The following is a 21,353-nucleotide window of genomic DNA, read 5'->3' on the forward strand; positions in this document are numbered from 1 at the left end:
GCTCGAAAGGAGCCGCACCATGAACCTCGCCGAACTTACCGCCCGCATGCACGCCATCCGTGATCACAACGACTGGCGTCGTTACCAGAGCCCGAAGAACCTGGTCATGGCCGCCAGCGTGGAAATGGCCGAGCTGGTGGAAATTTTCCAGTGGCTGAGCGAGGAACAATCCCGCCAGTTGCCGCCCGAACAGCTCGCCCACGCGGGCCAGGAAGTGGCTGACGTGGTGCTCTACCTGCTGCAACTGTGCAGCGAACTGGGCCTCGACATGAACCAGGCGGTGCTCGACAAGCTGGCCGACAACGAACGGCGCTTCCTCAAATGAGCGACCGCCACTTCGACGAACTCGCCACCCGCTTCGCCGAGAAGATCTACGGAGGTGCCAAGGGCGCCATTCGCCTCGCCGTGCTGCAGGCCGACCTGGCCGAAACGCTGCCCGACCGCCCGCTGCGCGTACTCGACGTTGGCGCAGGCCTCGGCCACATGAGCCTGTGGCTGGCCCAGCGCGGCCATCAGGTCACCCTGGCCGAACCGGCCGAGCCCATGCTGGAAGGCGCGCGTCAGCGCTTCGCCAAGGCCGGTCAGAACGCCACCTTCATCCAGGCGCCCTGGCAGGAACTGCTCGGCCAGTTGCAACAGCCCTTCGACCTGGTGCTGTGCCACGCCGTGCTGGAGTGGCTGGCCGAACCGGCGGCCATCCTGCCGGTGCTGCATCAGCTCACGGCCAAGGAGGGTTGGCTGTCGCTGGCCTTCTACAACAAGGACGCGCTGATCTACCGCAACCTGCTCAAGGGCCACTTCCGCAAGTTGCGCAAGGAGCGCTTCGCCGGCGAAGGCCAGAGCCTGACTCCGCAGCGCCCGCTCGATCCGCGCGAGCTGGCCACGCAACTCGGCGCAGACTGGCAGGTCGAAAGCCGTAGCGGCGTGCGTGTGTTCCACGACTACATGCCGCCGGAATTTCAGGCCAAGGCCGAGCTGGTCGATCTGCTGGAGATGGAACTGGCGCACCGTCGCCACCCCAGCTTCGAGGGGCTCGGCCGCTACCTGCACTGGATCTGTCGGCCAACCTGAACGCACCAGAGGGCGCGTTGGACGAACGACAGAGCCCGGCGTAGCCTGAGCGAAGATCGGTGATGTCGAGCGCGACCACGGAGATGACCATGCGCAGCGTCATAGCCTTACTCATTCTGCCCCTGCTGGCGGCCTGCCAGAGCCAGAACCCCTATCAGGCCGAATCCTTGCCGATGCCGCCGGCACCGCCCGGCGCAGCCAGTACCTTCGACCGCAGCGCCTACCCCGCACCACCGCGTGACTACGGGCGCTATCGCACCTGGAGCTGGGACGCTGGCCGACCTCCGTCCGGCGCGGCCTGGCTCAATGGCGAGCAACTGGCCGACAGCGTCAGTGCCGGCCTCGACCAATATGGCCTGCGCCCAGCACAGAACGGCAGCGGCGACCTGCTGGTCAACGCCCGACTGACGCAGGAAACCCGCCTGCGCCAGTATCAGGACGACGCTGGCGCCTATTACGGCGGCGGCCCCTGGGGGCGGCATTACGGCGCCTGGGGCAGCACGCCCATCGTCCGTACCTATGAAGAGAAGGTCGCGGTGGTGCGCCTCGAACTGATCGACCCACGTGACCGCCAGGTGGTCTGGTCAGGCAGCGGCGAAGCCCTGGCCGGCAAGGATCAGAGCGCCCAGGCCGAAGCCATGCGTGCGGCCATTCGCGCGGCACTCAACGGTTACCCGCCCCACTGATCGCCAGGAGTTCAGCATGCGTACCCTGCCCTGCCTGCTTCTCGTCCTGCTGCTGAGCGGCTGCGCCAGCATCAGCCTGGAGCGCGACTTCGACCCCAGCCGCGACTTCGCCACCTATCGCAGCTGGAGCTGGATGAGTGACAAGCTGCTCTATCAACCCGACGACGCCCGCCTCAAGAGCGACCTCACCGAACAACGCATCAGCCAGGCGGTGAACGACCAGCTCGAGCAGCGCGGGCTGCGCCAGGCCAGCGACGGCCAGGGCGACCTCAAGGTGCAGGTCATGCTGATCGTCGACCAGCGCCAGGATCAGATCACCACCCAGTACGGCGGTGGCTGGGGCGGCTATTGGGGAGGTTACTGGGGCGGCCCGGCCTTCACCGAAACGCGCCGCGTGGACTACAAGGTCGCCACCCTGCAGATCGATCTCTACGACGCCAAGGACGGCAAGCTGGTCTGGCGCGGCAGCGGCGAGCAGATCATGCGCAGCCAGGCACCCAGCCCCGCCGAACGGGGGCGGGCGATCCGTGAAACCGTGACCCAGGTACTCTCGCAGTATCCACCGCGCTGAAACCTGCATCGTTCCTGAGCAGGCCGCTTACCGACTCTCGCATCAGGAGCGGCCATCGCAACATATCCAGCCACGCGTGCCGGTTCAAACGGCTGACGGACGGTCGAAAAATGCTGGCAATCCGCTGGCTCACTCGCCTCCAAAAGACGCTATGCTCGGCATACACATCTGTGATCACAAAAACCTGCGGGAGAAGGGTTTGACGTCGCTTGCGACGGCCCGCAGCCGGCCGCCAACGATGGCAGGCCAACCACCATGACCGACGCCGAAGTACCGCGCCAGCCCATGACATTCGCCCTGTGGCGCGAGGTGGACGATACCCACGTCCGCACTCGCCTGGGCGGTTTCTTCTACCTGCTGGCCTGGCTGCTGACCTGGGTCTTCAGTGACTCACCGGCCCAGGTCATCGGCAGCGGCCTGCTTGGCATCGTCACCTTCGCCGGCCTGCTGGCGGCCCGCCTGATGCACCGCCCCAAAGGGCTCACCACGCCAGAGCAATTGCAACGCTGGCTCGACCATCACTGGGGGCTGATTCTGCTGACCGCCCTGTGCTGGGGCCAGGCCCATGCCTGGGCGCTGTACCGTGACGAATACAACGACTCGGAGCTGATCACGACCCTGGCCACGGTGGCCTTCAGCACCGCGATGACCTTCAACTTCGCCATGCGCCGCGGCCGTGCCCTGCTCGCACTGGCGCTGCTGTACCTGCCAGGGCTGATCCTCATGGCACTGGATTGGGAAAACCGCCACACCCTGCTGCTGACCCTGAGCTTCTATCTGGCCTATCTGGTACTGGTGCTTGGCCGTAATCACCGTGAATACCATGCCACTCTGGCTCTGGAGGTGAAGCTGCTGGAGCAGCAGACGCGCCTCGACCTGCTCAGCCGTACCGATACGCTGACCCAACTGGGCAACCGCTACCAGTTCAACAACCTGTTCCCCAGTCTGGTGGCCAATGCGCAACGCCAGAACGAGCCGCTGTCGCTGGTGCTGCTGGACATCGATCATTTCAAGAAGATCAACGATGCGCACGGCCATATGGGCGGCGATGTCTGCCTGAGCGCCTTTGCCGAGCGCATGCGCGAAATCTTCCGGCGCGACGGCGATGCCCTGCTGCGCCTGGGTGGCGAAGAGTTCGGCGTGCTGTTACCGAGCACGCCGTTGCAGCAGGCGCTGGAGCTGGCCGAGCGCTTCCGTCAGGGCCTGGAGCAGGACGGTCTGCAGCTGGATGAGCAACGCCTGAACCTTACCACCAGCCTTGGCGTGGGCAGCTTCGACAACCGCCTGGATCGCGACGCCGATGCCTTCTTCTCACGGGTCGATGGCGCGCTGTACCGCGCCAAACGGGAAGGTCGCAATCGCCTGGTGATTTCCGAAAGCTGACTCAGGGGCCGACGCTGAACGCCAGCCTGGCCGTATTGCCACCCTCGTCCAGCACGCTGAGTTGGTGCTGCCCGGGCGCGAAGGCATGGGTGAACGGAGCATCGGCGCTGGTTTCGCCCTGCGGCTCGCCATCGACGAACCACCAGCGCCGGCCGCTACCGCCCAGCGTCGACAGGCTCAGACGCAAGGGCTCGCCAAGGCCCTGTGGGCGGCGCAGGCGATCACCCTCACGCGCGCCGACAATGGTCAATGGCGCCAGTTGCGTACTGCGCGGCGGCGGGCACGCGGGATCGCTGGCGGGCAGGCGCGCGACACGCCGCTCGCGGCGTGGCAGCCAGGGCTCCAGCGGCGCCGGCCAGAGCACCAGCTCATGGGGCTCGGCGCCGGGGCATTCCGGCGCAACGTGCAAGCCCTCGGCATTCACCCAATAGCGCTCGCGCAGGCCGCTGCCCAAGGGTTGATCGGCAGCCAGCAACGTCGGCGGTGTGGTGCCATCCAGCGTCCAGGCGAAGCGCTGGCGGCGGCAATTGGCATCGTCCCGGTTCATGGGCTGGCCCAGTGGCCAGCAGATCGCCGCGACACCGACCGTTGGCGGTTGCGGATCAGCGGGGGGGGCCAGGCCGCGCTGGCTGTCGCGGCCGACCAGCAGGTCGTGCACCTGCAGCAGCAGGGGCGCGGCGGAGGCCAGACCGAACTGGCCTGGCACCGGCGTGCCGTCCGGCCGACCGATCCACACGCCGATCAGGTGACGCGGGCCAACGCCAATCGCCCAGGCATCGCGAAAGCCATAGCTGGTGCCGGTCTTCCAGGCCAGGCTGGGACGCTGCGCCAGTTGCGCGCGCGGGTCGCGATCCGGGCGGGCCTGGCCGCTGAGAATACGGCGGATGATCCAGGCCGCGCCTGGCGACAACAGCCGCCGCTCACGCAGCGTCTCGCTCGGCTGCAGGCGCGGGCGCGCGGCCATGCCGCCGCGGGCAAAGGCGCTGTAACCGCCGACCAGCGCCTCCAGGCGCGTGCCGCCACCCCCGAGGATCATCGCCAGGTTGGGCTCGGCCAGGGCTGGCAGACGAATCGGCAGGCCGGCACCGCGCAGCTCACCGGCGAAACGCTTCGGCCCGTAGGCCTCGAGCAGTTGTACGGCCGGCAGGTTGAGCGAAGTGGCCAGGGCTTCACTGGCCGACACCGGGCCGCTAAAACCAGCGGCGAAGTTGCCGGGACGGTAGTCGCCGTAATGTCGCGGCACATCCTGCAGCAGCGACTCGGAATGAATCATCCCGGCATCCAGGGCAAGGCCGTAGAGAAAGGGTTTCAGCGTCGAACCGGGTGAACGCAGCGCCCGCACCATGTCGACATGACCAAAGCGGGCAGTGTCGGCGATATCCACCGAGCCCAGGTAGGCGCGCACCGCCATGCTCTCGTGCTCGACCACCAGAATGGCGGCCGAGGTGCGCTCAGGCAGGCGTGCGCGCCAGCCCAGCAGCAGGTCTTCCAGGCGCAGTTGCAGCGAGGCATCGAGGGTGGTTCGGATCAGCGGCGGGCTACCGGGACGGTTCAGCCGGCGCGCCAGCAAGGGCGCCAGGCTCGGCTCGCGACGCGTGGCGAGTAGCACTGGCTCCTCCAGCGCTTCGTCGACCTGCGCCTGCGGCCAGACCTGGAATTCGGCCAAACGTCGCAAGACCTTGTCGCGCGCGGCCTGGGCGCGTTCGGGGTGGCGATCCGGGCGCAAGCGGCTGGGCGCTTGCGGCAGCACCGCGAGCAGCGCCGCCTCGGCACGGGTGAGCTGGCTCGGCGGCTTGCCCAGGTAGCTCCAGCTTGCCGCCGCCACGCCCTGCAGCGTGCCGCCGAAGGGTGCACGGTTGAGGTACAGCGCGAGGATTTCATCCTTGGACAGATGCCACTCCAGTTGCGCGGTACGCCAGAGCTGCTTGAGCTTGCCGGGCAGGTCGCGCGAGTGTGGGTCGAGCAGGCGCGCCACCTGCATCGACAGCGTGCTGCCACCGGACACCACGCGCCCGCCACTGAGGTTCTGCCAGGCTGCCCGGCCCAGCGCCAGCGGGTTGATGCCCGGATGCTGGCGGAACCAGCGATCCTCGTAGGTCAGCAGCGCGTCGAGGTAATAGGGCGACACTTCGTCGGGTGTCACCGGGTAGCGCCAGACGCCGTCGCGATCGGCGAAACGCCACAGCGGCGTGCCGTCCTCGGCCAGCACCACACGGGCCAGATCATCCTCGGGTAGCGGCAGCGGGAAGAGGCGGTCGGCGAGCCAGAGCAGGGACAGGGGGAGCAGGAGGATCGGTAGCCAGCGGCGAGTTAGGCGGCGCATGCAATGCCCTCTCCCCCACCCCCTCTCCCACAAATGGGAGAGGGGTGCGGATCGGTGTTTTGCAAAGCCTCGTGGCAACATTCACAGCTCTTGCTAGTCGATTTCAAGGCGAATCTGCTCAAGTACGGCCTCGGTTTCCGCCAGTACCTGATGATTCCAGAAACGCAGCACACGATAGCCACGCCCCTGTAGATAACCGTCACGTTGGTGGTCGTACTCTGCCTGCTGCTGATGGTGTCCGCCGTCCAGCTCGATGACCAGACAGCGTTCGGTGCAGACGAAATCGACGATATAGGGGCCAATGGGTTTCTGCCGTTTGAACTTCAAGCCAAGGAAGCGATGAGCACGCAAGTGATACCAGAGCCGTTGCTCGGCATCGGTCATGTCGCGGCGCAAGCGCTTGGCGTTGTCGAGTAGGGTCATGGCTCCTCCTTGAACCGGGTTTGCCCTCTCCCCAACCCTCTCCCATAAATGGGAGAGGGGGCTGGCCGTGCCATGTTTCAGGCGCGTGCCATATTGCTCCCCTCTCCCGCTTGCGGGAGAGGGGCTGGGGGAGAGGGAAGCTTTTTACCGCCCGCGCACCACCATCCCCTGCGGCGCACTGCCAAGCGCTTGCCAACTCGGCCGGTACATCGACTCCACCTGCGGGGGCGGCACCCGGTAGCTGCCCGGGGTGACAGCGCGGGCCAGGTACAGCAGGTGCGTGGTGTCGTAGCTGTCCACGTCCACCGCCGCAACGTAGCGGTCGCCACGAAACTCCTGGTGCTTGATTCGCGCGTTCTGCATCGCCTGGCTCCACTCCTTGACGTTGCTGCCCGCGTCGTCGAGGCTCGCCGCGCTCTGCGCCAGGTTCTGGTTCTCCAGCTCCAGACCGGCCGGCAGCAAGTCCACCACCAGGGCATCGGGCACACGCTGCTTGGCCCGGATAGCCAAGTGCACCAGCACCAGTTCGCCGCTATCCAGGCGCTGCAGATCGAGCGGACGGCCATCCATGCCGAGGTATTCGCGCTCGATACTGAGGTTCTCGCCACCTGCGCGCGGCGCCTGGCTCGGGTAACCGGACAGGGTCAGTTGCTGATACAGGGGGCTGCTGCCGGCATTGCTCACACTCAACGGCTCGCCCAGTTCGGCACGCTCCAGCTTGATGCCGGGCTGCAGATTGCTCAGGTCGAACTGGAAGGCGCCGCTGGCAAGCTTGGCGCTCCAGGCCTGTTCAGGCTTGCCGAGGATGCCGCGCCCGGCGAGGAACAGCGCGTTGCGCTCCTGGGTCGACAGCCAGCGCTGGCCTGCCAGCTCGTCGGCCAGGTCGAACAGGCGCTGTTCACGCTGCCCGGCGGCCATGTCGTTTTCCTCCAGCACGGCGAGGATCAGTGCCTGATCACGCAGGGCGCTGCCGTAGTCGGCCATCCAGCGCTCACCATCGCGCTGCAGGGTGAGCCCCTGGGCCAGTGCCTGGTCGGCACGCGGTGCATCGCCCATGAGTTTTAGTGCGGCAGCCAGTTGCACCAGCGGCAAACCGGAGCGCGCCTCGCTGCGGCGCTCGAACAGGCTGCGCAACGTCCCCAGCGGCGCCTGCTGGCTGCGCGCCAGAACGTAGCCGGCATAGGCCTGCACGGCGAAGCGGGTGTGCGCGTTGTCGTCGCTGTAGCTGACCTCGATCAGGCTGCTCTGCTGCAGGTAGCGCAGCAGCCGATCCGTGGCCTTTTTCAGCGCCTCGTTGGGCACACCGAAGCCCTGTTCACGGGCCCGCAGGAGGAAGTCGGTGACATAGGCGGTGAGCCAGTACTCCTCCTCGCTCTCGGCGCTCCACAGGCCGAAGCCACCGCTGTAGCGCTGCATGCCGAGCAGGCGTTCGATGCCCAGCTCGATGCTCTTGCGCCGTTGCTCGTCCGGCTCGCCTTCCAGGCCGAGTTGCTTGAGGCTGGCGGCATCGGCATAGAGCGAGGGATACAGGCCACTGGTGGTCTGCTCCAGGCAGCCGTAGGGGTAGGCCTTGAGCGCACGGATCTGCTCGCCGAGGTTGAGCGGTGGGCGGCTCGACAGTGCCAGCACCGCCTCCAGCCCGGCCGGTTCGAACTGGCTAAGGGTGCCCGACGGCAGGCTCCACGGCTCGCCCTCGTTGAGTACCGCGCGGAAGTGTTGCAACTGCGCCGGATAGGCCGGGCGCACGCCCAGCGTCCAGTCGCGGCTGAAGCTGCCGAACTGCTCGTTGGGCAGGCTCAGCCCCTGCACCTTGACCTGGATATGCCCCTGCCCCAGGCCACCCTCGGCGCGCACCGGGATGCGCAAGGTGGTGCGCTGACCATCCTTGAGGCTCAGCGGCGCCTGCGCGTTGCCGAGCAGGCGCAGTTGGCCGCTGACATCGAGCTGCACGTCGAGTTTCTGTTCGGCGCCGGAGAGGTTGGTGACGTCCAGCGCCAGGGTGGTTTCGTCGCCCCCGGCAAGGAAGCGCGGCATCGACAGCTCGGCGATCAGCGGCGCAGCCACCACCGTCTTCGCCTCGGCCACACCGAAGCGCTCGTCACTCCAGGCCTGCGCCATCAGGCGCAACTCGCCATTGAAGTCGGGGATGTCCAGGCTGACTTCACCCTCGCCCTGCTCGTTCAGCTTCAGCGCTTCGCTCTGCTGGGCAACGATCAGCACGCTGGTATCCGGGCGCTTGCCCCCGGCCTCCAGACCGGCATCGCCACCGAAGGCCAGGCTGGCGAGGCGGCCCTGGGCCTCGATCAGTTGGCCGTAGATATCCATCTGGTCGGCGCCATAGCCCTTACGCCCGAAGAAGCTGGCGAAGGGATCGGGCGTGGCAAAGCTGGTGATGTTGAGGATGCCCACGTCCACCGCAGCGACCAGTACATGCACCTTGTCGGGGATGCTGCCGTCGGGGATGCTGCCGTCGGCATTGCGCGCCACGACCTTGACCTTCAGCGGCTGCTTGGGCCGCATCTTCTCAGGTGCCTGCAGGCTCACCGCCAGCTTGCGCGGCGCGCGATCCAGCGGCAGGTGCAGCAGGCCAACGGCACGCTTGGGCGTGACCTGCGCCTTGCGCTCGCCAGGGCGAATCACCAGGGCGCTGAGGTACAGGTCATGGCGCGCCCATTTCTCATCGATGGGCAGCTCGAAGGTTTTACCTTCTGCCGGCACGCTGATTTCCTGCCACCACAATGGGCCTTCGCTGGACTCGACCAGCAGATAACCATTGCCGGCAGCCGGCGGGGTGACGGTGATTTTGGCCACATCGCCTGCCGCATAACCGGGCTTGTCCAGGGCCAGCTTGACCTGATCCGGGCGTACCGCGCCGCCGTCGGCATTGTCCTGCCAGCGGTAGCCGGCCCAGAAGCGCAGGCTGCTGACCAGGCCGGTCTGGTTGTCCACCACCTCGACCCGATACGGCCCCCACTCCACCGGGAAGCTGACCTTGGCAGTACCGCCCGCCTCGATCTTGAGCGGCTCGTCGCTGAGGGTAAGGAATTTCTCGTTGTAGTTGTGACGCCAGCCTTCGCCGTCGGAGAAGCTCCAGAAGTAATCGCGGCGCTCGCGCACCAGGCGCACATTGAGGTTGTCGGCGGCCAGTTTGTTGCCGGCGGCATCGGCCACCAACACCTCGAATTCGGCCAGGCTGTCGGCATCGACCTGTTCGCCCTCGAACACGCCACGTACCCCAGGCAGGCGTTCGGCCGGCCACACGGGCTGGATTACGCGACGGGTGATCGGTCGGCCACCGGACTCCTGCAGGCTGGCCTGGAGGATCAGGCGCAGCGGCGAGCGGGCATCGGCCCAGCGATTCTCGGGCGTCAGCGTGGCGTGCCCCTGGTCGTCGAGGCTCTGCTCGTCCAGTTCCAGATCCTGGCTCAATTCCGCTTCGGTGATGTCGCCGAACTGATAGCCCGGCAGGCTGGCCACCGCCTCGCGCAGCGGCCGCACATAGAGCTGCCCGGACAGGCGATTGCCAGCCGCCGGGGCGCCATAGAGGTAACGCCCGGTGACGCTGAAGTGCGCCTCGTCTGCCGGGGCGATGGGGCTGTCCTGGCCTTTGAGTTCCAGCGCCATGCGCTCGGGCAGGAAGTCCTCGACGAGAAATTCGTAGACCTGCGGATTACCGTCACCCAGGTCGAGCAGCAGTTGCCAGCGACCGGTCGGCGCCTCCTCGGCCAGCGGCAGCTGGTATTGATAGAGGCCATCCTCGGCGGCGTTCCAGACGAACTTGCGGCTGATCTGCTCATCCGGGCGGCGCACCTCGACGCTGACCGGCTGGTCCTTCACCGGCTTGCCATCGACATCACGCAGCAGGCCGTTGAGCAGTACGGTCTCGCCCGGACGATAAAGGTCGCGCGGGCCGAACACGAAGAACTGCAGCGGATGGGCCGCAGGACCGGTGATGTCGAACTCGGCCAGATCCAGCGCCGGCGCGTTCAGGCGCAGCAGGCTGGTCTGTTCGTCCTGCCTGGCCAGCAACACCTCGGCCTTGGCCGGCAGCGGCAACTGTGCGTGGCCGGCGGAGTCGGTCTTGCCTTCGGCCAGCAAGGCTCCATCGCCATCGAGCAGTTCGAGCTGCACGGCGGACTGCGCCTTGCCACCTTCCAGCGCCTGGGTGAAGACATCCAGACGGTCGCGGTAGCGGTGCGCGGACAGGCCGATATCGCTCAGGGAAAACAGCGTCGCCGGTTGCGAGTAGCTGTAGCTGCCGGCCTGGCGCATCACCGCCAGGTAGACCCCAGGCTGCTTGAAGGGCTCCAGCCCGGCGATGGGCAGCAGCAGGGTTTCACGGGTGTTGCGCGCCGGGTTGAGGTCGAAGCGACCGCCATAGACCAGATCAGCCAGGGGCAGCAGCTCGCTGGCCTCCCAGGTATCGAGGTTGCTGGAACGGCCCCAGCGCGAGAGGAAACGCGGCAGCGCCTCGGGCTTGATACGGAAGAACTCGACGTTGACCTTGTCGACGTTCAGCGCGATCACCGGCAGGCCCTCGGCCAGGCGCGTGGGCAGCAGCGAGCCACGGCTGGCGAAGCCGACGCTGGCCTGCAGGTCACGGGTTTCGAAGCGGCTGACGTGTTCGGCCGCCAGCTTGCTGCCATTGATCGCGGCAAGGCCCGAGTCGATGGTCAGCACCAGCTTGCGCTTGGGTTCCAGGTGGCGCAGACGCAGCTCGTTGAGGCCATCGGTCAGCTCCCAGGCGCCATCGACCTTGCCGTCCTTGCTGTCGACCAGGTGCAAACGCTCGGCGAACCGCTGATCCGGATCCAGCGGTACGGAGAAGGTCACCGACAGCGCACTGGCGCCGTCGAGCTGCACTTCGGAGACATCCACCACTTCCAGCTCGCGACCGGCATAGCGTTTGGCCAGCGCAGCGCGGTCGACCGCCGGCTTCGCTGCCTGCGGCTGCTCGGCGGCAGGCGAAGAACCGGTCACGGTAGCGGGCGACTGGGAGGAATCACAGGCACTGAGCAGGCTCAGGGCCAGGGCCAGAAGCAGTCCTTTGTTCGGCATTGCAGGCTCCGGGAGAAGGGGGCGCGGGAGGCGATACTATAGCCGAGCGCCCATGCACCGAAGGCGCCAACCGACGAATACGCCAAGCCGCGCACACTCGGCCGACAGCCCGCCCGTGCCTATAATCGGCGTTTTGCCGGAGCCGCCCATGTCCGCCCTGCTCGACGCCTGGCGCCACGCCCCAACCCAGCGCAAGGTCTGGGCACTGGCCGCGCCGATGATCCTCTCCAATCTCTCGGTACCGATGGTGGCGCTGGTCGATACCGCCGTGGTCGGCCATCTGCCGCACGCCCACCAACTGGCGGCGGTGGCGGTCGGCGGCAGCCTCTACACCCTGCTGACCTGGGCCATGGGTTTTCTGCGCATGGGCAGCACCGGCTTCGCCGCCCAGGCGGCAGGCCGCGAGGACGGCGGTGCCTTGCGCCAGGTGCTACTGCAGGGGTTGGGCCTCGGCGTACTGCTCGCCCTGCTGTTGAGCCTGCTGGCCATTCCATTCAGCAGCGCCGCGCTGAGCCTGATGCAACCTTCGGCCGAGCTGGATCGACTGGCCCGCGACTATTTCCAGATCCGTCTGTTCGGCCTGCCCGCCAGCCTGGCGACCTACGCGCTGATTGGCTGGTTGCTCGGCACGCAAAGCGCGCGTGGCCCGCTGGCCATTCTGCTCACCGCCAACCTGCTCAACGTGACGCTGGATCTGCTCTTCGTGCTCGGGCTGGAATGGGGCGTGGCGGGTGCGGCCTGGGCCTCGGTCATCGCCGAATGGAGTGGTGCGCTGCTCGGCCTGTGGCTGGCTCGCGGCGCGCTCAGGCGTTACCCCGGCAAGCTCGACCTGGCCGCATTGCGCCGCTGGAGCAACTGGCGGCCGCTGCTGGCGGTCAATCGCGATATCTTCATCCGCACCCTGGCGCTGCAACTGGTGTTCTTCCTGATCACCGTGCAGGGCACGCGTCTGGGTGATGCCACGGTGGCGGCCAATGCCCTGCTGCTCAACGGCCTGACCCTGACCGCCTATGCCCTGGACGGCCTGGCCCATGCAGTCGAAGCGCTGTGCGGGCATGCCCTCGGCGCACGCGACCGCACCGCCCTGCGTCGCTCGCTGCTGGTAGCCGGCACCTGGTCGGTGCTGGCCAGCGCCGGCTTCGCCCTGTTCTTCCTGATCGGCGGGCACGCCTTCGTCGCCCTGCTCACCGACATTGCCGAGGTGCGTGAACACGCCTCGCAGTTCCTGCCCTACCTGGCCGTATTACCGCTGCTGGCAGTGTGGAGCTACCTGCTCGACGGTCTGTTCATCGGCGCCACCCGCGCCCGGGAGATGCGCGATGCCATGCTCATCGCCCTGGCACTGAGCCTGCCGCTGGCCTGGCTGCTGCTGGGCCTGGGCAATCACGGCCTGTGGCTGGCCTTTCTCGCCTTCATGTGCCTGCGAAGTCTGGTATTGGCTGGCTATGCTTGGAGTTTGAGTCACCGCGACCTGTGGCTCCCCCCGCCAGCAGAAGGAGAGATCGCCCATGCTCAGCGTGCCCGTGCCCGCAAATGAAGCCGAACGCCAGGCAGCCCTGGATCGTCTGGAAGTGCTCGACACGCCAGCCGACCCCTGCCTGGATGCGATCACCCGCCTGGCTCGTGAATTGTTCGGCGTGAAAACCGCGCTGATCAGCCTGGTCGACCGCGATCGCCAGTGGTTCAAGAGTCGCCAGGGTCTGGAAGTGGCAGAGACTTCCCGTGACATCTCCTATTGCTACTATGCGGTACTGGCCGACATGCCGCTGCTGATCGAGGACAGCGAGACGGATCCGCGCTTCGCCGGCACTGACCTGGCCAAGAGCAACCCCGGCGCGCGCTTCTATGCCGGCTGGCCACTGCACGACGTCAGCGGTATGCCGCTGGGCACCCTGTGCCTGGCCGACCCGAACGTGCGACGACTCAATGCCCGGCAGAAATGCCAGCTACGCGATTTGGCTTACCTGGCCGAGGGCTATCTGCGCCTGCAACACAGCTCGCAGCAAGCGCAGGAACTGCGCGACGCTCTCGACCGCGAACAGCGCAAAGGCATGCTCGACCCACTGACCCAACTGTGGAATCGCGCCGGGCTGCTGCACTTTCTGCCCCTGCAACGAGCGGCAGCCGAACGCAGCGGCCTGCATCTGGGGCTGATCTACTGCGACCTCGATCACTTCAAACAGGTCAACGACCGCCATGGCCACGATGGCGGCGACCGTGTGCTGTGGGAGAGCGCCAGGCGTATGAGTGCGGCGGTCAGGCCGCAGGACGTGGTGACGCGTAACGGCGGCGAGGAATTCGTCATCCTCACCCAGGTGCACGGAGCCAAGGAGTTGCTGCAGATCGCCGAGCGCGTTCGCCTGGCCATCGCCGAACTGCCGATCACCCTCGACGACGCCGAACTGCAGCAGACCGTCAGCCTTGGCTGCACCCTGCTGGACAGCGGCGAAGACAGTGGCGATGCTCTCAAGCGCGCCGACCAGGCGCTGTATCGTGCCAAGAACGGTGGTCGCAACCGCAGCGAACTGGCCACCTGAACAGCCTCGACCAAGGAGCCCACATGGCCACGGCGTTTTTTGCCTACCTGCACTTCATCGCGATCTTCGCCCTGTTCGCCCTGCTCAGCATCGAACACGTGCTGTTCAAGGCGCCACTGGACATCCCGCGCGCCCGCAGCCTGATGATCACCGACATCGCCTACGGCATCTGCGCCGGTGTGGTGCTGCTGACTGGCGTGGCGCGAGTACTGTGGTTCGGCAAGGGCGCTGCCTACTACCTGGGCAACAGCCTGTTCCACGCCAAGGTGGGCCTGTTCATCCTGATTGCCCTGCTGTCGATTCTGCCGACCTGGGTGTTCTTCAACTGGCGCAACACCCTGCAGGCCGGCCAGGCGCCCACGCCAAGCCCGCGCCAGGTACGCCTGGTGACCTGGTGCATCCGCCTGGAGTTGCTGCTGTTGCTGGTGATGCCGCTACTGGCCGTGCTGATGGCGCGCGGCTACGGCGTGATTGGCTGAGCCTTGGCGGGCACCTCAGCGTGCACTGAAGCGCCCGCGACCGGGGCTCACGACGACAGGTAGGACGAACGGGTCAGGCCCAGGCGCAGCGCGTCGAGGAACTGGGTACGCTCACGCGTGCTGATCTTGGCGCTGGCCACCTTGTCGCGGTAGTGGGTCATCAACTCCTCGGGCGACAGGTGCACGTAACGCAGCATGTCCTCGATGGTGTCGTGGGTCTCGATGCCGGCATGCACCACGCTGCCATCGGCGGCCTGGTAGATGTTCACCGAGTCGGTGTCGCCGAACAGGTTGTGCATGTCGCCGAGGATTTCCTGATAGGCGCCGACCAGGAAGATGCCCAGCACGTAATCCTCACCTTCGCGAACCTCGTGCACCGGCAGGCTGGTCTCGATGGACTGCTCGTCGACGTACTGGCGGATCTTGCCGTCGGAGTCGCAGGTCAGGTCCTGCAGCACGGCGCGACGCAGCGGCTCTTCGTCCAGACGCGACAGCGGCAGGATCGGCAGGATCTGGCCGATGGCCCAGGTGTCCGGCAGGCTCTGGAACACCGAGAAGTTGCAGATGTACTTGTCGGCGAGCTTGTCGTTGAGCTCGTCGAGCACGGCACGGTGCGAACGCTGACGCGCCTTGAGCTGGTTGTACAGACGACGGCAGATGGCGAAGTAGCACTGCTCGGCCAGCGCCTTCTGCGCCAGGCTCAGCTTGCCGGCGGAATACTGCGCGGCCACTTCCTCGATGTAGTGGGTAGCGCGCCAGTAGGTCTCGGCGACCATTTCCGGGTCGCTGTCGTCGAGCAGCTCGATCAGCCAGCGCAACACCTCCGGTTGCTCCACATCCGGGTCGATCTCCGGCACCTTGTCGTTGTGCCGCTCCACATCGGTCACCTGCACCAGCAACACGGCGTGGTGCGCGGTCATCGCCCGACCGCTCTCGGAGAAGATGTGCGGATGGGGGATTTCCTGGCGGTCGCAGAATTCCTTGAGCATGTCGACCACGGCATCGGCGTAGTCCTGCATGTCGTAGTTAATCGAGCTGGCATTACGCGAATGGGTGCCGTCGTAGTCCACGCCGAGACCGCCGCCGACGTCGATGTGGTCGACTGGTAGGCCCATGGCGCGCAGCTCGCCGTAGTAACGGATGGCCTCGCGGAAACCCTTGCGGTAGTCGGCGATGTTGGCGATCTGCGAGCCCATGTGGAAGTGCAGCAGCCGGATGCCCTGATCCAGCCCGGCCGCGTGGAAGCGCTCGACCACCGAGAGAAGCTGCGCGGCGGACAGGCCGAACTTGGACTTCTCGCCGCCGGTGTCGGCCCACTTGGAGGATGCCAGCGAAGACAGGCGAACGCGCAGGCCGATCTGCGGGGCGACCTTGAGTTCGGCGGCCTCCTCGATCACCAGGGCGACTTCCGATTCCTTCTCGATGACGATGAACACGTTGTGGCCGAGCTTCTGCCCCATCAGCGCCAGGCGGATGAACTCGCGATCCTTGTAGCCGTTGCAGACGATGGTGCCGCCCTTCGGCGCCAGCGCCAGCACGGCCAGCAGCTCGGGCTTGGAGCCGGCTTCGAGGCCGATGGAGACATCCTGCGTGGCGATGATGTTGTCGATCACCGCCTCCTGCTGGTTGACCTTGATCGGGTACAGGGCGGTGTAGCGGCTCTGGTATTCCAGGCGCTGGATGCTGGCGTCGAAGGCGCCGGTCAGGCGCCGTACGCGATCTTGCAGGATGTCCGGGAAGCGCACCAAAAGCGGCAGCGACAGGCCGCTCTGACGCAGTTCGTCGACCTGCTGGCTGAGGTCGATGGGCTGGCTGTCAGGGCCGTTGGGGCGCACCTCGACACGACCGGCATCGTTGATCGAAAAGTAGCCGGCACCCCAGTGGCGAATGCCATAGACACTGCGGCTATCGGCTACAGTCCACTGGCTGCCGTCGTCTTTGCGGGTGCGTCGTGCGGACATCGGGTTCTCCCATGAGAAAAGCCTGACCTTGCTGGCGGCCAGTTTAGAAATGATGAAGGCAAGATGACGTTTGCTCGGCGGTTGACCGCATGAGCGTCATCGAAGTTTAGAAAAGGGGGCGTCAGCCGCCGGACTTCTTCGCGGTAAAGCCGCGCTTGCTCAGTTCGGCGAGCAGCAGCTCGACGTGGTCGCCCTGGATCTCGATGATCCCTTCCTTGAGCGCACCGCCGGTGCCGCAGCGCTTCTTCAGCGCGCTGGCCAGTTCCTTGAGCGGCTCCTCGGCCAGCGGCACGCCGCTCACCGTGGTGACGGTCTTGCCGCCACGGCCCTTGGTTTCACGGCGTACACGGGCAATGCCGTCGCCTTCCGGGATATGCGTCTGCTTGCAGATACAGGCATCCACCGGCTGGTTGCAATCCGGGCAATGGCGACCGCCATCGGTGGAGTAGACGAGACCGCTCAAGGCGGAAAATGAAGAGGCTTTCTTGACCACCGGCTTGTCCTCGTAGGGGTCAGGATAGCGACTGGCCGACCTCAGTCGACCGCGAAGCCCCACTCAGGCAGGGGCAGCGCTAGCGGACAGACGTCCGCTGAAAAGGCCGCGCAGTGTAACGGCAAAGGCCGCACTTGCTAAGTATGGATTTGCGTCATTGTGCGGCACTTTGGCGACGCAACCGGTAGGGCGAGTGCAACCCGCCACAACAAAAACGGCGGGTTGCCCCCGCCCTGCGGCTTGCGCAGCTCAGCCGGCTGCGAGCGGCCTGTTTAAGTAGCGCTCCAGCGCCGCCAGCGAATCCGGGCAATAGGGCAGACGACGGGTCTCCTCCAGCGCCTGGTCGATACTGATGAAGCGCGCCTCCAGCACCTCTTCCGGCTGCAACAGCAGCGGCGCATCGGAGACCGCCGAGTAAGCCATGCACCACAGCCGGCTTTCCGGCGCGTCATAGAAAAAGTGCGCATGCTCGACCAGCTCGGCGTCGACGATGCCCAGTTCCTCGGCCAGCTCACGCTCGGCAGACAGGCGATAGTCCTCACCTTCGAGCACCATACCGCCCGCCGCTACGTCCCAGTAGCCTGGGTACAGCGCCTTGCTCAGGGTACGCTGATGCACGCACAGCAAACCGGCCGAGTTGAACAGGAAGATATAGGTGCCGCGACCGATCAGCCGGCGCTCGCGCAACTCGACGCGGGAAACGCCGCCGAGCGGCTGGTCATGCTCATCGACCCAGGCCACGCGCTCCTGATCCGAGGCCGCGCGATGCGCCGCCTCGGCTGCCGAGATCGCCGCCATCAACCCTGGCTCAGCAACTGGCGCAGGTCGATCAGGCCGGCGTTGGCCCGCGAGATGTAGTTGGCCATGACCAGCGAGTGGTTGGCGAGGATGCCGTAGCCGCTGCCGTTGAGGATCATCGGGCTCCACAGGGTCGCCTGCGCCGCCTCCAGCTCACGGATGATCTGGCGCACGCTGACGGTGGCGTTCTTCTTCGCCAGCACGTCGGCGAAGTCCACTTCGACGGCACGCAGCAGATGCGCCAGCGCCCAGGCCTGACCACGGGCTTCGTAGAACACGTTGTCGATCTGCAGCCAGGGCGTCTCGTACACCCCGCCCTCACCGACCAGACCGGCCTCCTCGGCATCGTTGCCGACCTTCAGACTCTCGTTCAGACGTACCTGACCGACGCTGGCGGACAGCCGCTGGGACAACGAACCCAAACGAGTACCGGCATCACCCAGCCAGTTGTTGAGGTTGTCGGCGCGGGTATAGAACTGCGCGTTCTGCTGGCTCAGGTCGGCCAGGTAGCGATCCAGCGACTTGATGCCTTCGCGGTATTCGGACTCGGAAGCCGGCAACGCCCAGCTCTTGTTATCGAAGTGAAAGCGCGGCTCGGCCTTGGCCAGATCGGTGTTCTCCGTGGACTGCGACTGCGAGCGCGAGAAGTCCTTGCGCAAGGCCCGGGAGAAATCGCGCACCTGTACCAGCACGCCGTATTCCCAGCTGGGCATGTTGTCCAGCCACAGACCGGGCGGGGCCAGGTCGTTGGAGAGGTAGCCACCGGGCTTGTCGAGCAGCGTGGAGGCCACCTGCTTGAGGGTTTCCACCGTGGTGTAGCCGGTCACCAACTGGCGCTGGGCCTGCTGCGCGGCCGCCTGAGCGTGCTGCTGCACCTGGAAGGCGGCAGGCTCCTGACTCCAGTACCAACCCACCACCAGGGCGATCAGCAGGTAGACACCAACCAGGCCACCCAGTGCGCGAGCGATCAGGCTGCCGCCACTGCGGCTGCCTCCGGTGGCCGTGTCGGTGCCGCCGTCCGAGGGCGTCGCACGATTCTTCCAGTCCAGCATGGCAGTGTCCTTTCATCAGCGAATTCATGTGTTCGACCGCGAACCCCGGCATGGGTTGCGACCCGTTCCGCACTATAAGGCAAGCAGACGGCAAAGCGCAGGGCGAGGCGGCAAACTTACCGCCGGGATGAGAAATCTACATTTTTGTCGCCTAGTCGACAGAAATAGAGGCGTCAATTGATCGACGGCAATGTCAATGACCATGGCGCCAGTGATAGCATCCAGCCACCACTTTTTGCCACCGGAAGTCGGCCCCATGACCGAGTTGCCAGACCCCAGTCGCGATCGCCTGAAACATCACTTCGCCCAGCGCGTGATCCATCAGGCGCGCCAGGTGCTGGAAGTCTGGCAGCGCCTGCAACGCAGCGAATGGAACGAATCCGGTATGGCCGAACTCGGCGAGGCCACGGTGCGCCTGTTGCGTTACGCCGAACGCTTCGAGCAGGCCGAACACGGTCAACTGGCACAAAGCATCTGCAACAGCCTGGACGCCGTCGGCGAGAACCGTGGCCGTCTCAACAGCCACTTGATCGCCCAGCTCAACCAGACCATGCAACGCCTGTCGCGCACCGGCCTGCGCCATGGCGACCACTTCGAGCAGACCTTCCTGCCGCCGTTGCGCAAGCCGGTCTACCTGGCCCTGCAGGACGGTGACCGCGCCGAGCGCCTGGCTCAACAATTGGAGTTCTTCGGCCTCGCCGCGCGTGCTCTGGCCAATGCCGATGCCTTCAAGGCCGCCGTGGGCGAGCGCCACCCTGCCGCCATCGTCATGGACGTGGATTTCGCCGGCGCGGGCCTGGAACTCGCCAATGCCGTGCAACAGGGGCTGGAGCACAAGATACCGGTGCTGTTCTACAGCCATTGCGATACCGATACGCCGACCCGCCTGGCTGCGGTACGCGCCGGCGGCCAGGAGTTCTTCACCGGCTCGCTCGATGCGTCCAGCCTGCTGGAGCGCATCGAAGTGCTGACTCACGTCGTGCAGTACGACCCGTACAAGGTGCTGATCGTCGACGACTCCAAGGCGCAGGCGACTCACACCGAGCGCGTGCTCAACAGCGCCGGCATCCTCACCCATACGCTGACCGAGCCCATCCTGGCCATGGATGCGCTGACCGAGTTCCAACCGGATCTGATCATCCTCGACATGTACATGCCCGAGTGCAATGGCACCGAGCTGGCCAAGGTGATCCGCCATAACGACCGTTACGTCAGTGTGCCGATCATCTATCTGTCGGCCGAGGACGACCTCGACAAGCAGCTCGACGCCATGAGCGAGGGCGGCGACGACTTCCTCACCAAGCCGATCAAGCCGCGCCACCTGATCGCCACCGTGCGCAACCGCGCGGCGCGCGCGCGCAACCTCAAGGCGCGCATGGTGCGCGACAGCCTCACCGGTCTGTACAACCACACCCACACCCTGCAACTACTCGACGACGCCTGCTTCCGTGCCCGCCGCGAGGAGCAACCGCTGGCCTTCGCCATGCTCGACATCGACCATTTCAAGAAGGTCAACGACACCTATGGCCACCCCATGGGCGACCGTGTGATCAAGGGCCTGGCCCTGTTTCTCAAGCAGCGCCTGCGCAAGACCGACCACATCGGCCGCTACGGTGGCGAGGAATTTGCCGTGGTGCTGCCCGACACCGACGCGCAATCGGCGCTCAAGGTGCTGGAGGAAATCCGCCAGCGCTTCGCCGAAATCCACTACCCCGCGCAACCGCAGGATCTGAGCTGCACCTTCAGTTGCGGCATCGCCATGCTGGAGCCTGGCCTGGACGGCAACACGCTGTCCAAACGTGCCGACGAGGCGTTGTACGTTGCCAAGCATGGTGGGCGTAATCGGGTGGAGCTGTACCGCGCCGAGTGACGAATGGCACTGTGACAGGGCGCACAGCGTCATAAGACTGTCACGCATCTGAAATATCTTCAGGGCTCATCGTTCAGTCGTCGATCGAGCCCGCCATGCGCCTCAAGCTGCTTACCAACCTCAACACACTGCTGCTGGTCACCGTTTGCGTGGCGCTGGCGGCCACGCTGTGGTGGTCGCAACGCGCCCTGCAACAGCCCGTGCAACTGATGGAGCGTTACCTCGGGCTATCGCAGCAGTTCCAGCATGAGGTGGCAGACAACATCCAGGCCTATCTGGCCAGCGGCAATGCCGTGCAGCACAGCGCGGCCACCCAAGCCATGGAGGATTTCGGCCAGGCACTGGATGAGCTGCCCCCGCAACTGGCCGAAGAGCTGCGCCCCAGCCTGGAACAACTGCGCCGCTTCACCGCCAGCGAACTGCTCGCCGCCGGCAAGTTGGCCGGCGATCCGCAAGCGCTGCTGGTACAGGCCGAGCGTGAAATGAGCGGCAACCTGGGTCAACTCGCCGCATACGCGGGCAGCGCCACTGGCAGCCCGGCCGAGGCCTACCGCGCGCCGCTGTTCGAGGCCAGCAGCCGCCTGCTGCGCCTGGCGCATGCGCGCAACCGGTTCGTCAGCCTGGGCCGCAGCGAACTGATCAGCGACG

General features: G+C 66.0%; 16 protein-coding genes. 9 read left to right on the forward strand and 7 right to left on the reverse strand.

From position 1 onward, the window contains the following. The first annotated feature begins 19 nt into the window (after nucleotides 1-19). The 5 genes from VC352_RS11350 (at nucleotide 20) to VC352_RS11370 (ending at nucleotide 3,711) form a co-directional block, all read left to right on the forward strand. Nucleotides 20-325, forward strand: a complete 306-nt coding sequence (locus VC352_RS11350; RefSeq protein ID WP_021487959.1) for a nucleotide pyrophosphohydrolase — start codon at nucleotides 20-22, stop codon at nucleotides 323-325. Further along, entirely contained in the window at nucleotides 322-1,071 is a 750-nt protein-coding gene (locus tag VC352_RS11355) for a methyltransferase domain-containing protein (RefSeq protein ID WP_322979667.1), read from the forward strand. Before VC352_RS11350 ends, VC352_RS11355 begins: the two co-directional genes overlap by 4 nt. A gap of 89 nt (nucleotides 1,072-1,160) precedes the next feature. Further along, complete coding sequence (locus tag VC352_RS11360; RefSeq protein ID WP_322979668.1) at nucleotides 1,161-1,757, forward strand: DUF4136 domain-containing protein; 597 nt, start codon at nucleotides 1,161-1,163, stop codon at nucleotides 1,755-1,757. 16 nt (nucleotides 1,758-1,773) lie between these two features. After that, nucleotides 1,774-2,328 (forward strand): DUF4136 domain-containing protein, encoded by a 555-nt coding sequence (locus tag VC352_RS11365; protein ID WP_322979669.1) that lies wholly within the window; start codon nucleotides 1,774-1,776, stop codon nucleotides 2,326-2,328. 255 nt (nucleotides 2,329-2,583) lie between these two features. Then, nucleotides 2,584-3,711 carry a GGDEF domain-containing protein gene (locus VC352_RS11370; RefSeq protein ID WP_322979670.1) on the forward strand — a complete coding sequence of 376 codons (1,128 nt, stop codon included), beginning with the start codon at nucleotides 2,584-2,586 and terminating at the stop codon, nucleotides 3,709-3,711. 1 nt (nucleotide 3,712) lies between these two features. On the opposite strand, the gene pbpC is transcribed toward VC352_RS11370, so the two are convergent. From pbpC to VC352_RS11385, 3 genes are all read right to left on the reverse strand, one after another. Continuing rightward, nucleotides 3,713-6,034 (reverse strand): peptidoglycan glycosyltransferase PbpC, encoded by a 2,322-nt coding sequence (gene pbpC, locus VC352_RS11375; RefSeq protein ID WP_322979671.1) that lies wholly within the window; start codon nucleotides 6,032-6,034, stop codon nucleotides 3,713-3,715. A gap of 93 nt (nucleotides 6,035-6,127) precedes the next feature. Next, on the reverse strand, nucleotides 6,128-6,457 hold the full coding sequence (locus VC352_RS11380; RefSeq protein ID WP_322979672.1) for an endonuclease domain-containing protein: 330 nt from the start codon (nucleotides 6,455-6,457) through the stop codon (nucleotides 6,128-6,130). Nucleotides 6,458-6,601: 144 nt separating this feature from the next. Further along, nucleotides 6,602-11,515 carry an alpha-2-macroglobulin gene (locus tag VC352_RS11385; protein WP_322979673.1) on the reverse strand — a complete coding sequence of 1,638 codons (4,914 nt, stop codon included), beginning with the start codon at nucleotides 11,513-11,515 and terminating at the stop codon, nucleotides 6,602-6,604. 148 nt (nucleotides 11,516-11,663) lie between these two features. On the opposite strand from VC352_RS11385, the gene VC352_RS11390 reads away from it, so the two are divergent. From VC352_RS11390 to VC352_RS11400, 3 genes are read left to right on the forward strand one after another with little or no spacing between them, the layout of a single operon-like run. Continuing rightward, complete coding sequence (locus VC352_RS11390) at nucleotides 11,664-13,052, forward strand: MATE family efflux transporter (protein ID WP_322979674.1); 1,389 nt, start codon at nucleotides 11,664-11,666, stop codon at nucleotides 13,050-13,052. Then, nucleotides 13,024-14,052 carry a sensor domain-containing diguanylate cyclase gene (locus VC352_RS11395; protein ID WP_322979675.1) on the forward strand — a complete coding sequence of 343 codons (1,029 nt, stop codon included), beginning with the start codon at nucleotides 13,024-13,026 and terminating at the stop codon, nucleotides 14,050-14,052. Before VC352_RS11390 ends, VC352_RS11395 begins: the two co-directional genes overlap by 29 nt. A 23-nt stretch (nucleotides 14,053-14,075) precedes the next feature. After that, nucleotides 14,076-14,531 (forward strand): DUF2214 family protein, encoded by a 456-nt coding sequence (locus VC352_RS11400; protein WP_322979676.1) that lies wholly within the window; start codon nucleotides 14,076-14,078, stop codon nucleotides 14,529-14,531. A gap of 47 nt (nucleotides 14,532-14,578) precedes the next feature. Here the strand turns inward: VC352_RS11400 and speA are convergent, their stop codons facing one another. The 4 genes from speA to VC352_RS11420 form a co-directional block, all read right to left on the reverse strand. Then, the gene (gene speA, locus VC352_RS11405; RefSeq protein WP_322979677.1) at nucleotides 14,579-16,492 is read right to left on the reverse strand and encodes an arginine decarboxylase; all 1,914 of its coding nucleotides are present in this window, start codon (nucleotides 16,490-16,492) and stop codon (nucleotides 14,579-14,581) included. Nucleotides 16,493-16,613: 121 nt separating this feature from the next. Continuing rightward, nucleotides 16,614-16,985, reverse strand: a complete 372-nt coding sequence (locus VC352_RS11410; protein WP_322979678.1) for a translation initiation factor Sui1 — start codon at nucleotides 16,983-16,985, stop codon at nucleotides 16,614-16,616. A 249-nt stretch (nucleotides 16,986-17,234) separates the two neighbouring features. After that, the gene (locus VC352_RS11415; protein ID WP_322979679.1) at nucleotides 17,235-17,783 is read right to left on the reverse strand and encodes an NUDIX hydrolase; all 549 of its coding nucleotides are present in this window, start codon (nucleotides 17,781-17,783) and stop codon (nucleotides 17,235-17,237) included. Next, nucleotides 17,783-18,835, reverse strand: coding sequence for a DUF2333 family protein (locus VC352_RS11420; RefSeq protein WP_322979680.1), 1,053 nt, complete (start codon nucleotides 18,833-18,835; stop codon nucleotides 17,783-17,785). Before VC352_RS11420 ends, VC352_RS11415 begins: the two co-directional genes overlap by 1 nt. A gap of 256 nt (nucleotides 18,836-19,091) precedes the next feature. On the opposite strand from VC352_RS11420, the gene VC352_RS11425 reads away from it, so the two are divergent. Further along, entirely contained in the window at nucleotides 19,092-20,705 is a 1,614-nt protein-coding gene (locus tag VC352_RS11425; RefSeq protein ID WP_322979681.1) for a PleD family two-component system response regulator, read from the forward strand. Nucleotides 20,706-21,353: the final 648 nt, after the last annotated feature.

This window comes from Pseudomonas sp. C11 (assembly GCF_034683865.1).
Lineage (GTDB): Bacteria > Pseudomonadota > Gammaproteobacteria > Pseudomonadales > Pseudomonadaceae > Aquipseudomonas.